Consider the following 13,245-nt stretch of genomic DNA (forward strand, 5'->3'; position numbering starts at 1 on the left):
GATCTCTAGAATTCCAGCGTGCCGGTCGCCCTGGCGAGCGCCGCCTCGGCGACCCTGAGCCCGTACAGCGCGTTGGCCTGGTTGGTCCTCGCGGCCGTCAGGGCCAGGAAGGCCTGGTCCATCTCGAGCCTCGTGATCACGCCGGCCTCGTAGGAGACGCTGGCTATCCCGGCGCCCTCCTCGGCCGAGGCCACCGTCGCCGTCGTGGCCGAAACCGACTCCCTCGCGAGCATCAGGTTGTTCCATGCCTGGACCAGGCCCAGTTCGCTGTAGTCCTCGATGGTGCCGGCCCCCGCATCGGCCGAGAGCCTGCCGGCCCTGGCCGCCTGGTAGGAGGAGACGTCGGTGAGCTGGTCGAATATGGGAACTTCGATCGCGAGCGTGGTGGACCATGCCCGGTCGTAGTCGCCGGCCTCGAATCTCCAGTCCTCCCGCGCGGCCTGCCAGGCATACTCGGTCTGCAGGATCACCGTGGGCGCGAAGGCGCCGCGCGCCAGACCCACCGAGGCGTCACCCGCCCGCCTCATCGCCTCGGCCGTGCGCAGCTCCGGGCTGTTGTCGCGCATCAGCGCCTCCGCCTCCTCGAGGGACGACGGGAGATCGAGGGGGAGGGGGTCGGAGAGGCTGCCTTCCGCCGGCACTTCGGACGTGCTCGTCATGCCCACGGCCACGGAGAAGGCCGAACGGGCGTCGATGACCGCGCTCGAGGCCGCAAGGGCCTCGGGCTTCCTGTTCTCGTATGCGACGCTGCTCTGGAGCAGCTCGAACCTCGATATCGTGCCGGCCTCGTATCTGCGGCTGGCGATCCCGTAGCCCGCCTCCGCTATCGAAAGGGCTTCGGAGGCCACCCTCTCCAGTTCGACGGCGAGGAGGACGCCGTGGAACGACCGAACGACTTCGAGGACGGCATCCTGCCGGGATGCGTCGAGTGATGCGGAGGCGATATCCTCGGAGGCCTCCGCCAGGCTCGAACCCGCCATGCCCTGGGCCGTGAAGAGCGGGACGGCGGCCGTGATCCCGACCTGGGAAGCGTACTCGGCGCCCGTCGGGAACGATCCCACACCGGGGATCTCCATCACCGAGACGTCATGGTTCCGCACGAAGGCGGCCCCGAAGGAGACGGATGGCAGGAACCACAGGTCCGCGCTGCGCCGCTGCCACTCCGCGGAGGACAGGTCCGACCTGGCCGCGGCGACGTCGTTCCTGTTCTCCAGGGCGTTCCGCACGGCCTCGTCGAGGGTCATGGAGAAGGCCGGCACGGTACACAGGGCGACGAGCAATGCTGTTCTGTTCATTGGATCTCCCGGGCTATCTCCCGATGCCCCGCATCAGGATTCCGACCATCTCGCCGGCTGACGGAGCGGTCGCCGTTCCGGCCGACGGATCTTTCAGGGTCATGTGCAGGATGGACGTGAACGTCCTGCACAGGATCTGGACGGGAACGTCCTTCCGGAACTCTCCCCTCTCCACTCCACGCTTCATCAGATCGGACATCAGCTCCTCGATCCTGGCGAACCTGCCCATCATCGAGGGGAAGAGCGCCTTCACGCCGGAATCGGCATGGCATGCGAGATGGGCCCTGGCGAAGTCGGGATTGTCCCTGTGGGCCAGGATCATCGCCGCCGCGATCCTCTCCAGGGAGGCGCTCACCGGTCCGTCGGACAGGAGCTCCCGCTCCAGGAAGCCCTCTATGAGTGAGTTCACGTGGTCGACTATCGCGAGGAGCAGGCCCTCCTTGTTTCGGAAGTAGTAGTAGATGGTGGGCTTGGTGAAGCCGCTGGCCTCGGCCACGTCCTTCATCGACAGGTCCGAGTAGCCCTTCTCGCCCAGCACCCTTATCGCCGCCTTCAGGATCCCTTCCTTGGTCCCCACGGCATCGTTCCGTTCCGTCATCGTTCCTCCCGTTCCTCATCGAGGATCGGGCGATTATACCTAACGGTAGGTAAGGGTCAATCCCGGTCTCCGGCTTGTTGACTTGGAAGCGGCCCTGACCCATTTTTTACGACCAGGATTCGGAAAACGCAGGGTCTCAAAGACTGTCAAGGAGGTTGCCGTGGACGGTCCGAAGAAGTACCCCTTCTGCGAGATCGACCAGGAGGAGTGCAAGGGTTGCGGGCTGTGCGTGAACGCATGCCCCGCGAAGGTCCTCGAGCTGTCGACCCATCTGAACTCGAAGGGGTATCATCCGTCGGGATACAAGGGATCCGGCTGCATCGGGTGCGGGAGCTGCTTCTACTCCTGCCCGGAGCCCGGGGCCATCACAGTCTATCTCAAGGACTACGTCCCGGAGGGGGTGTGACATGGCCAGGAAGCTGATGAAGGGCAACTATGCAGCCGTCTACGGCGCGGCCCTTGCCGGGTGCGAGGCCTATTACGGATACCCCATCACCCCCGCGAGCGAGATAGCCGAAGCCGCGGCAGACCTCTTCCCCAGGCTCGGCAGGACCTTCCTCCAGGCCGAGTGCGAGACTGCGTCGATCAACATGGTCTACGGCGCCGCAGGCTGCGGCAAGAGGGTGATGACCGCGAGCTCGGGCCCCGGGATCAGCCTCAAGCAGGAGGGGCTCTCCTACTGCGCCGGCTCGGCCCTCCCGTGCGTCGTGGTCGACGTGATGAGGGGAGGCCCCGGCCTCGGCAACATCGGACCCGAGCAATCCGACTACAACCAGGTCGTCAAGGGCGGCGGGCACGGCAACTACAGGGTGATCGTGCTGGCCCCCAACTCCTGCCAGGAGATGTGCGACCTCACGATGCTGGCGTTCGAGCTGGCGGACAAGTACCGCAATCCCGCCTTCGTCCTCACGGACGGCGTCATCGGCCAGATGATGGAATCCGTCGAGATCCCCGAGCCTGTCTCCTCGCTGCCCGACAAGTCGTCCTGGGCCGTGAAGGGCGACGCCGGCACGAGGCACCTCATCAACTCCATCTACCTCGCGCACGACGAACTCGAGGCCTGGAACAACCATCTCCTCGAGAAGTACCGGACCATCGAGCGCGACGAGGTGAGGTTCGAGGAGTACCGCATGGAGGACGCCGAGTACGCCGTGATCGGGTACGGCTGCATCAGCAGGGTCCTCAGGACCGTGGTCGACGAGGCGAGGGAGAAGGGCGTCAGGATCGGCCTGTTCAGGCCGATCACCCTCTTCCCGTTCCCGAAGGCCGCCATAGCCGGGCTCCCCGGCAGGGGGGTGCGGAGGGTCCTGACGATCGAGCTCTCCACCGGCCAGATGGTCGACGACGTGGATCTCGCCCTCGGCGGGAAGCTGAAGTCCGACTTCTACTACAGGGTCGGCGGGAATGTGCCATCTGCCACCGAGATACTCGGCAGGATCTCGGAGATGTACGGGGTGGGGATATGAAAGGCGCCGTTCTGCGCAAGCCCGGCGGCTTCATGGATGTGTACGAGCACAAGCCTGGAGCCGAGAAGGACAGGACGCACTACTGCCCGGGATGCGGGCACGGGATACTCCACAAGCTGATAGCCGAGGCGCTCGAGGACTTCGAGATCACCGAGAGGACGGTCCTCATCAGCCCCGTCGGCTGCAGCGTCTTCGCCTACTACTACTTCAACACCGGCAACCTGCAGGTGCCGCACGGCCGTGCGCCGGCCGTGGCCACAGCCGTCTCCAGGGCCAATCCCGACAGCGTCGTGATCAGCTACCAGGGCGACGGCGACCTCGCGGCGATCGGCGGTAACCACATCGTCCAGGCCGCCAACAGGGGCGAGAACATCACGGTGTTCTTCGTGAACAACGCTATCTACGGCATGACCGGCGGTCAGATGGCCCCCACGACGCTCGAGGGGATGAAGACCACGACGACCCCGTTCGGCAGGAATCCCGCCACCGACGGCTATCCCATGAAGGTCGCCGAGCTCCTGAACGCGCTGTACGCACCGGTCTTCATCGCCAGGACGTCGCTGCACGACGTCGCCAACATCAGGAAGACGAGGGCGGCCGTCCGGAAGGCCCTCCAGTACAACATGGACAAGAAGGGCTTCTCGCTCGTGGAAGTGCTGAGCATGTGCCCCAGCAACTGGAAGATGGGCGCAGTCGAGAGCCAGAACTGGATCAAGGAGAGGATGCTCGACGTCTTCCCGCTCGGGACCCTCAGGGACAGGGGGGCCGAAGTCGAACCCAGGCAGAGGCCCGTTCCGGCCCTGGACCCCGACAGCGTGCGCAAGGCCATGGGCACGGAGAAGGGAGCCGGCAAGGCTTTCGCGAGGCCCGGGGCGGTCCCCGGGGTGTCGAACCCCTCGGTCCGCATCGCCGGCTTCGGCGGGCAGGGCGTGCTGTCGACAGGCGTGGTGCTGGCCAACCTCGGCCTCGAATACGGCTACAACGTCTCCTGGCTGCCGTCCTACGGGCCCGAGATGCGCGGAGGAACAGCCAACTGCTCGGTGAAGATCCAGGACACGACCATCGGCGACACCGAGGCCACGAAGCCTGACGTGCTCATCGCGCTGAACAGGCCGAGCCTCGAGAAGTTCGAGGGCATAGTGAAGCCTGGCGGCATCCTGATCTACAACAGCACGCTGATCGAGGTCCAGCCGACCCGCGGGGACGTCTGTGTGCTGGCGGTGCCCATCACCGGCCTCGCCGACGAGCTGGGGAACACCAGGGTGCAGAGCATGGTCGCCGTGGGCGCCTTCGCCGCGGCCACGGGGCTCTATGCCATCGAGGACATTGTCGCGCTCATGCCGTCGCTTTTCTCGGGCGAAGCCATCGTGAGGCTGAACGAGAAGGCGGTCAGGGCGGGCCATGACTTCGTGAAGGGTATCAGGAGCTGACACTGGCAGGGGGGGGCGGGGGCCGCCCCCCCCCCCCCCGCCCCCCCCCCCCCCCCCGGGCCATGGCCGCCCGCGGGCGGATGGAGGTTTCCGTATGAAGGCGCGGGGTCTTCTGGCACTGGTGCTCGCACTGTCCGTCCATGCCGTCTCCGCCTTCGGCTACGAGGACGCCCTCGACCAGGGAACCGTCATCCCAGGCATCAGCGCCCGGAGCCTCCTCATGGGGGGCGCGATGGCGATCGGGTACGGCGATCCGACGTCCGTGCTGCTCAATCCGGCCAACCTGGGCCGGGTGTCCGCCCCGGGGATCGAATTCAACGTCGGCCCCGGGATAGCCACCGAGAACATCGAGGACAGCCTCGGGCGCCACTCGCGGAGCTACATAGGGCTGGGCCCGACCTCGATAGCGGCCAGGATACCCGCCGGCAGGTCCCTCACCTTCGGCGCGGGGATGGCAAGAGTCACCGACTACAGCTACGACGGGCTCCACTACCTTGCCGAAGATCCACTGATGCCCGGATTCATCACCGGCGAGGAGCGCTTCAACTCCTCCGGAGGGCTCTGGGAGGCCGTGGCCGGGGGTTCCTTCCGGGTCGCGAGATGGCTCACCCTGGGCCTTTCCGCCGGCCCCAGGTTCGGGTCCGCCGATCTCGAGTACGAGTTCATCGACAGGGTGGGAGAGGAGGATTCTACCGAATCCTGGAGCGTCGACGAGAACGCCCTCTGCATCCATGCCGGCGCCACCCTCCCGCTGGGCCTCAACTCGTTCTCGGTAGCCTGGATTTCCGGTTCAGACGATTACCCGTCGCGCGTGGCCGCCGGCGCCATCTTCCACTCGGGCGGAACCGCGGAAGGCTTCTCGGTGGGTCTGGAGGGCGAGGTACGGTCCCCCGGCGATTCGTCGACCGTCATCGGGCGCGTGTCCACCAGGTTCACCCCCAATCCCGGGTTCATCTTCGGCGCCGGCCTGTCCTTCGCGGACAGGGGTTCGGGATCGGGCTCTAGCAATCTCGGGCTCAGCCTCGGCGTGTCCATTTCGCTCGGGAAGGCTGTCCTGAACGGCAGCTTCGCATTCCTCAACTCGAAGAGGGACGAGACGGCATTCGGGTTCGAGGGATTCGACGAGGTCGAGGACCGGATCGGCTATTTCGGGCTGGGGCTCGACTGGACCCTCTGAGTCGGGCCGGGTTTCAGGGGATCAGCCGTTCCCGGCATCTTCGCCGAAGAACAGCGCGATCTCCCTCGAGGCGCTGGCGGCCGAATCGGATGCATGGATGATGTTCTGCCGGGTCGTGGTGGAGTAGTCGCCGCGGATCGTTCCGGGCAGCGCACATGAAGGGTCCTTGTCGCCGACCATCATCCTGGCAAGCGCCACGGCGTCATCGGCCGCGAGCACCATCAGGACGGACGGCCCGCTCGTGATGAAGGAGACCAGGTTCTCGAAGAATGGCTTGCCTTCGTGTTCGGCATAGAGGGCGCGCGCATCCGGCCCGCTCACCACTGCGGTCCTCATGGACGAGATGACGAATCCCCTCCGTTCGAAGCGCGAGATGATCTCGCCCGCCAGCCCCCGGAGGAGGGCGTTCGGCTTGAGGATTACGAGCGTGCGTTCCAACTCCGTGAACCTCCCGGGCTTTCATGCCTTCTCGAAGATCGCAGCGGGCGCGCCCCGGTGCAACCCGGGGGACTGCGGCCCGGGGCTCGAGCCATCGGGGCGGGGGGCAGGGCGCGGCCGTGAACGGTGACCGGTTCTCGGAAACCGCGACCAGGTCCTGGGCGAGGTTCGTCTGGAGCCCGGCGACCGGCATCTCCCAGGCCGCGGGCGACTGCGAGAGGCTGCTCGGGATCCAGGCCAGGGCCCTCGTGGAGAGCCCCGATCCCGTGCGCCTTCTACCTCCGGGGCTCTCGGCCGCACTCATGTCCGCTATCCCCGAGACACCGACCCTGGCCGGCCTCGGGAGCCTGCTGTTCACCCTGGATCCTTCGCCCGGCGGGACGGTGGTCACGGTGTTCGAACCCGTGGAGGCCCGCACCAGGGGCGGCTCCATCCTCGATGACATCGGCACCGGGGTGGTCGGGGTGGACGCCTCGGGCATCATCAGGCTCTGGAACAACGCCATGACCTCCATCGTCCCGGTCAAGTCCGAGGCAGCTCTCGGCAGACCCATCGACTCCCTGGTACCTGCGCCCCTCCTCTTCGCGTGGAACGGTGTGATGAATGCCGTGGCCGACGGCCGCATCATCAGGGCGGAACTAAGACCCGGCGTACAGAGGAGGGTCGAGGCAGTGTTCTCTCCCGGGGGCCCGGGGATGATAGGCGTCTTCCTGGACACTTCCGACGGCTTCGAGGCCGAGCGCCGCCTCAGGTCGGCCAGGAGGATGAACCAGACATATTTCCAGAGCATCTCCTCGGGCCTGGTGATGCTCGGCTCCGACCTCCGCATCCTCGTCTCGAACCGGGCGTTCGGACGGATCTTCGGGGTGAGGGAGGGCCTCCCCGGGATGCCCGTGTACGAGGTCCTGCCCCCCGAGAGCTTCGCCTCTCTGGACCAGGCGGTGAGGAGGATCCAGTCGGGGGAGCTCGAGGTCCCGTCCTCCTCCGTCGTCTTCTGCATGCCCGGCGGGGAGAGGAAGGTCGTATCGCAGACCTTCCGCCCCGTCCGGTCCGAGGACGACGAGAATCTCTACATAGTCGGCATCTTCGAGGATATCACGGACAGGTTCGCGCTAGCTGAGATCGTCGAGAGGAACGCCGGGAAGACCGGCAGGATGCTCGAGCTGGTCGACGGGCTGGGGCATGCCGAACCGTCGGCGATGCCGGATCTCGTGGTGTCCTCGATGGTCGAGATCGCGGGCGCCCTTGCCGCCGCGCTGTTCAAGCCGGACAGGCACGGCGCCGGGCGCCTGGCCGCTTCCTACGGCGACTGGCCCTTCGTGCTCCCCGACGACTTCCTCGAACTGAGGATCCCCAGGTCGGCCTGGAGCGGGAGCCAGGGGCTCTGCCTCAGAGTGGACGAGCTCAGGCAGGGAGTCGAGGCCGACCTGTGCCTCGATGTGATCCCGATCGGGTCGGGGCAGCTCGAGAGGGGCTTCCTGGTCCTCCTCTTCGACTCCCAGGAGGCCGCGCATGCCTTCCTGGCGGAGGCCTCGATCCCGGCCTTCCTGATCGGCTCATCTCTGGAGGCCGCGGTGCGTGCGGCCCGCAACGCGCAGATCGAGACCCTCCTGGAGAAGGAGAAGAGGTTCTCGTCCGACCTCCTCGGGGGCATCGGCATCCCGGCGGCCGTCTTCGGAGAGGACTGGCGGGTCCTGATGTGGAACAGGGAGATGTCGGACATCACCGGCCTCGACGCGGAATCCGCCAGGAAGAGGCCGGGGGCCGTGATCGAGTTGCTCTTCGGCCCCATGGGGGGGATAGCCGAGGCCAGGAAGCTTGCTTCCGCCCCATACTCCCCGCCCGTCACCTGGGCCGTGCGCCACTCCGACGGGACCGTGACCGAGTGCTCCTGGCGCATCTGCAGATCCGAACTCGCCGAGAAGGACTCGACCGAGAGCGTGAGCATCCTCTCCGGGGTCAGGCTCGGAGGACAGCAGGAGGAGCGCCTCGAGGGCAGGAGGCACGAGGATGCGATGCTGCTGGCCGGAGCCGTGTCCAGGCTCTCCTATGCCGCCAGCCCCAGGCAGTTCGCCTCTGCTCTTGCCGACTTCGCCGCTGCGGTGACCGGCGCGTCCGGAGCCACTGCGGTGCTGCCGATGCACGAGGGCGTGATGGAAGCCCGTGCAGGCAGGGCCCGGGAGGACAGGACCGTCTCCATCCCGGTCCCTTCCGCCGACGGGCTCCCTTCCGGTCCCGCCAGGCTGGATCTGACCGGGGATGCCTCCAGGCGCAGCCTGGAAATGATAGGATCCATAGCCTCCGGTGCCCTGTCGGGCTCCCTGGCCTGCTCTCTGGGAAGAGGGCTCCTGGACTGCGGCGCACCTCCCGAGACGACCACCGTGCTGTTCTCCGACGAGGGCGGGATGGTCACCTCCCCAGGTCTCGTGAACGGCGTGTGGGTGGAGGGAGGGACGCATGTCGCGAGGCTTCTGGGTATCCCGACGGAGGCGGCGCTGGATGCGATGCGATCCGCCTCTCTGCTGGGCGTCGTGAGCATGGGCGCCGGCGCCGGCACCGCCCCCGCGATCCGGGTGAGCCCGTACCATGCCGGCAGTCTGAGGTTCGTCTGGCATTCCGACCCCGAGGCCATGCACCCGGGTTCCACGATATGGCTGAAGGCCGTGCGCGATCTCTCGGTCTGGCTGCCGGCGAGGCTGAGGGAGGCCAGGGGCAGGCTTTCCGCGCTGTCCCACGTGCTGGGGCGGGAGAACCCGGTCCGCCCCGCCCTCATGTCGCTCCTGCTGGACATGTCGTCCCTCGCACGCGTCTCGGCCCATCTCGGGTTCCTCGGGAGGGCTCTGCTGGCGAACCCCGTCAGGGTGCCCGCATCCGAGGTGATCGGCCTGGTGGTCCAGAAGTGCATAGGCAAGGGCCGGAGGCCTCCGGACCTGGACATGGGCAGCGGGCCGCCCGTGGTGAGGGTCGACGCCGAGCTGATCTCGGACCTGATAGAGGCTTCGATGTCGGCGGGCGGACCAGGTTCTGCCCCTGCAATACGCGTCGGGATGATGCAGGGTGGAAAGGCCGATGGTTCCTACATACATCACGGCCCCGGGGGGCTGGCCGTCTTCGAGATCCTGTGGGACAGGCCCATCGTACCGGTCATCCCGCAGGAGGAGGCCGTGGAACTCGCGGCTGGCGGAACCATGTCCGCCTCGGCCGAACTCGCCATGGTCTCGATCGCGGCCGGGCTCGCGGGATGCATATTCCAGGCGGATGCCAACGGAATACGAATCGTGACTCCGGCTGCCCAGGACGAGGAGTCCTGGGAGCCGGACGCCTGATACCGCCGTTTCCGGGCAACCGGAGCGCGACATGGAGGATGCTGAGTTGGACGGCTACGATTTCGGCTCGATCGAAGAGAGATGGCGGGGCACCTGGGAGAAGGCCGGGCTCTACCGCACCGGCACCAGACCCGGGGCCGAACCCTTCTACTGCCTCGACTTCTTCCCGTACCCTTCGGGATCGGGGCTCTCGGTCGGGCATTGCAGGAACTACATACCGACCGACGTGATCAGCCGGAAGAAGAGGATGTCCGGCTTCAACGTGCTGCATCCCATGGGGTGGGACGCCTTCGGCCAGCCAGCCGAGGAATACGCCATCAAGACGGGTGTCCATCCCAGCGTCGTCACCGCCGCCAACACGGACACGTACCGCAGGCAGATGAAGCTGGTCGAGTGCAGCTACGACTGGGATCGCGAGATCAACTCCAGCTCCCCGGAGTACTACAGGTGGACCCAGGCCTTCTTCCTGCTGCTCTACGACCGCGGCCTGGCATACATGGACGAGAGCGAGCAGATGTGGTGCCCGTCGTGCAGGATCGTCCTCTCCAACGAGGAGGCCGCCGGCGGCGTATGCTGGCGATGCAGCGGCGAAGTGACGCGCAAGCGCCTGCGCCAGTGGTTCTTCAGGATCACCGCATATGCCGACAGGCTCCTTGCGGACCTCGACGACCTGGCCTGGCCCGAGGGCATCAAGGCAATGCAGCGGAACTGGATAGGCCGCTCGGAAGGGGCCGAGGTCGGCTTCACCGTCGAGCTCCCCGGCGGAGGAACCTCCGTTCTGCCCGTCTACACGACGCGGCTGGACACGATCTACGGCGCGACGTTCTGCGTGATCGCCCCCGAGCATCCGGATCTGGGGCGCTTCTGCACCCCCGACCGGCTCAGGTCGGTGCTCGACTATGCCGAGCTGGCCCGCTCGAGGACCGACAGGGAGAGGACGCTTGCGGCCGACAGGGAGAAGACGGGAGTCTTCACGGGCGCATACGCGCAGAACCCCTACAGCGGAGAGCGGATCCCGGTCTGGGTCTCCGACTACGTCCTGTCAGGGTACGGGACGGCCGCCATAATGGCCGTGCCTGCCCATGACGAGAGGGATCACGCCTTCGCGAGGAAGTTCGGCGTCCCCATCCGGGAGGTCATAGCCCCGGGAGGGGTTCCCAGGGGGGTCGAGGAGGCCGCGACGGTTGCCGACGGCCAGCTCATGGAAAGCGGCCCGTTCACCGGCATGGACTCCGCCGATGCCCGCGACGCGATGGCCTCGTACGCCTCCGGGCGGGGCTTTGGCCGCAAGGCGATGCGCTACAGGATCCGCGACTGGCTGGTGAGCCGGCAGAGGTACTGGGGCGCCCCCGTACCGATGATCCACTGCCCGGCCTGCGGCATCGTCCCCGACCGCGACCTGCCCGTCACCCTCCCGGACATGGAGAGTTACGAGCCCGACGAGACCGGACGCTCGCCCCTCGCCAGGGTCGACTCCTGGGTCCGCACGACATGTCCGGAATGCGGCGGCGAGGCCATGCGCGACACGAACACGATGGCCGGCTTCGCCTGCTCGTCCTGGTACTTCCTGCGCTTCGCCTCCCCGAGGCACGCCCAGGCCGCGTTCGATCCGGAGGCCGTGAAGTACTGGCTCCCCGTGGACCTCTACGTGGGTGGCGCCGAGCACGCGGTGATGCACCTGCTCTACGCGCGGTTCTGGACCAAGGTTATGTACGACGCGGGCATGGTGGACTTCACCGAGCCGTTCGAGGTCCTGCTCAACCAGGGCATGCTGCTCGGCGCCGACCACCAGAAGATGTCCAAGTCGAGGGGCAACGTCGTCACACCCGACGAGATGGTGAAGAAGTACGGGGTCGACGCCCTCAGGCTCTACATCCTCTTCATGGGGCCCTTCGAGGCCGAGCTGGAGTGGAGCGAGGAGGGCATCGCCGGCACCTACAGGTTCCTCAAGCGGGTGTGGAGCATCGTCATGGAAACCCAGGCGGCCCCCCTGCTGCCGCGCGACGCCGACTTCGAGCGGGAGCTCAGGTACCACCTGGCCCGCACGGTGAAGAAGGTGACGCAGGACGTCGACACCTTCCAGTTCAACACCGGCGTTGCCGCCATGATGGAATTCGTCAACTTCCTGGCCGCGAACCGCGAGGAGGCGGGCACATGCCTCCAGGTGTGGCGCGAGGCGCTGCGCGACCTGCTCGTCATGCTCGCGCCCATGACCCCGTTCATCTCCGAGGAGCTGGGCAGGAGATGCGGCTTCGTCCCCGAGGGCGGATCGATCCACACGTCGCAGTGGCCCTCGTGGGTGGAGGCCGACCTGGTCAGGCGGAGCGTCGAACTGGCCGTGCAGGTGGCCGGGAAGGTGAGGGCCCGGATCACGGTGCCCGCGGATGCCCCCGAGGAGGAGGTCAGGGCGGCTGCGCTCGCGAACGAACGCATACGCGAGCTCCTCGGCGGCCGGGAGCCCGGGCGGGTGCTGGTCGTGCCCGGAAGGCTCGTGAACATCATCCCGTGACGATCCCTCCCACGGCATCCACCGGCCAGGGGCAGGACGCCCGCAGGACGCCTTCGCCTTCGACGATCGCAGTCGTCTCCGCGTGCTATCTGGCCGCACAGATGCTCTCGGATATCGCGAGCCTCAGGATCGTGACGCTCGCCGGGCTCTCGATGGATGCCGGGACGCTGGTCTATCCACTGACCTTCACACTGAGGGACCTGGTGCACAAGACGGCCGGGAAGGCGGCGGCCAGGGCGCTCATCTTCACGGCGGCGGCCGTCAACGTCTTCATGGCCGGGCTCTTCTGGCTGGTATCCGTCATGCGGCCCGATCCCACAGTCGGCCCCCAGGAGGGTTTCGGCCTCGTGCTCTCGCCGGTCTGGCGCATCGTGGCGGCCTCGATCATGGCCGAAGTGCTCTCGGAGCTGCTCGACACCGAAGTCTACTCATTCTGGGTGAAGAGGTTCGGAGAGGGTCGGCAGTGGATGAGGGTCCTGGCGAGCAACTCGGCGGCCATCCCCGTGGACAGCGCGATCTTCTGCGTGGCGGCCTTCGCCGGGGTGCTGCCCGGTGCGACTCTCGCCGCCGTGATCCTGGCCAACATCCTGATGAAGTTCGCCACCACCCTGGTCTCCCTTCCCGCCATCTACGCCGTCCGGCAGGGCTCGTAACCCGCTGGAGGCTGACACCGGGCACGCCCTCTCTAGATTCGCTTCGCGAATCATGCTGACGGGCTGCGTATCGATTCCGCTGCGCGGATGAGAGGACCCGGAGCGTGCTTCCTCAGATGGGAGTCCGGATTCACCCTCGTGAATCCGGGCCGCATCGATTCCGCTGCGCGGATGAGAGGACCCGGAGCGTGCTTCCTCAGATGGGAGTCCGGATTCACCCTCGTGAATCCGGGCACGCCCTCTCGCAGATTCGCTTCGCGAATCATGCTGACGGGCTACGTATCAATTCCGCTGCGCGGAATTGATGAGATAAAAGTGTTCTGGAGAAGAGGGAGGGGGGGGGGGGGGGGGGG

At 66.8% G+C, this 13,245-nt stretch carries 10 protein-coding genes; 7 read left to right on the forward strand and 3 right to left on the reverse strand.

The genetic code is table 11. From position 1 onward, the window contains the following. Positions 1 to 5: 5 nt before the first annotated feature. Both QUS11_12085 and QUS11_12090 read right to left on the reverse strand, forming a co-directional pair. Positions 6 to 1,295 carry a TolC family protein gene (locus tag QUS11_12085; GenBank protein MDM7994034.1) on the reverse strand — a complete coding sequence of 430 codons (1,290 nt, stop codon included), beginning with the start codon at positions 1,293 to 1,295 and terminating at the stop codon, positions 6 to 8. Between the two features lie 13 nt (positions 1,296 to 1,308). Beyond that, positions 1,309 to 1,893, reverse strand: a complete 585-nt coding sequence (locus QUS11_12090) for a TetR/AcrR family transcriptional regulator (protein MDM7994035.1) — start codon at positions 1,891 to 1,893, stop codon at positions 1,309 to 1,311. Between the two features lie 160 nt (positions 1,894 to 2,053). Here QUS11_12090 and QUS11_12095 point away from each other — a divergent pair, with 160 nt between their 5' ends. The 4 genes from QUS11_12095 (at position 2,054) to QUS11_12110 (ending at position 5,966) form a co-directional block, all read left to right on the forward strand. Further along, entirely contained in the window at positions 2,054 to 2,299 is a 246-nt protein-coding gene (locus QUS11_12095; GenBank protein MDM7994036.1) for a 4Fe-4S dicluster domain-containing protein, read from the forward strand. Position 2,300: 1 nt separating this feature from the next. Further along, positions 2,301 to 3,359: a 3-methyl-2-oxobutanoate dehydrogenase subunit VorB gene (locus tag QUS11_12100; GenBank protein MDM7994037.1), complete on the forward strand. Its 1,059-nt coding sequence runs from the start codon at positions 2,301 to 2,303 to the stop codon at positions 3,357 to 3,359. Next, positions 3,356 to 4,789 carry a 2-oxoacid:acceptor oxidoreductase family protein gene (locus tag QUS11_12105; GenBank protein ID MDM7994038.1) on the forward strand — a complete coding sequence of 478 codons (1,434 nt, stop codon included), beginning with the start codon at positions 3,356 to 3,358 and terminating at the stop codon, positions 4,787 to 4,789. The genes QUS11_12100 and QUS11_12105 overlap by 4 nt, the downstream gene beginning before the upstream one ends. A gap of 94 nt (positions 4,790 to 4,883) precedes the next feature. Further along, positions 4,884 to 5,966: a hypothetical protein gene (locus QUS11_12110; GenBank protein ID MDM7994039.1), complete on the forward strand. Its 1,083-nt coding sequence runs from the start codon at positions 4,884 to 4,886 to the stop codon at positions 5,964 to 5,966. A gap of 21 nt (positions 5,967 to 5,987) precedes the next feature. On the opposite strand, the gene ndk is transcribed toward QUS11_12110, so the two are convergent. Continuing rightward, positions 5,988 to 6,404: a nucleoside-diphosphate kinase gene (gene ndk, locus QUS11_12115; protein ID MDM7994040.1), complete on the reverse strand. Its 417-nt coding sequence runs from the start codon at positions 6,402 to 6,404 to the stop codon at positions 5,988 to 5,990. 119 nt (positions 6,405 to 6,523) lie between these two features. Here ndk and QUS11_12120 point away from each other — a divergent pair, with 119 nt between their 5' ends. The 3 genes from QUS11_12120 to QUS11_12130 are packed head-to-tail and all read left to right on the forward strand — an operon-like array spanning position 6,524 to position 12,892. Continuing rightward, positions 6,524 to 9,730 carry a PAS domain-containing protein gene (locus QUS11_12120; protein MDM7994041.1) on the forward strand — a complete coding sequence of 1,069 codons (3,207 nt, stop codon included), beginning with the start codon at positions 6,524 to 6,526 and terminating at the stop codon, positions 9,728 to 9,730. A 46-nt stretch (positions 9,731 to 9,776) separates the two neighbouring features. Further along, positions 9,777 to 12,239 (forward strand): leucine--tRNA ligase, encoded by a 2,463-nt coding sequence (gene leuS / locus QUS11_12125; GenBank protein MDM7994042.1) that lies wholly within the window; start codon positions 9,777 to 9,779, stop codon positions 12,237 to 12,239. Beyond that, positions 12,236 to 12,892: a queuosine precursor transporter gene (locus QUS11_12130; protein ID MDM7994043.1), complete on the forward strand. Its 657-nt coding sequence runs from the start codon at positions 12,236 to 12,238 to the stop codon at positions 12,890 to 12,892. Before leuS ends, QUS11_12130 begins: the two co-directional genes overlap by 4 nt. Positions 12,893 to 13,245: the final 353 nt, after the last annotated feature.

This window comes from Candidatus Fermentibacter sp. (assembly GCA_030373045.1).
GTDB lineage: Bacteria > Fermentibacterota > Fermentibacteria > Fermentibacterales > Fermentibacteraceae > Fermentibacter.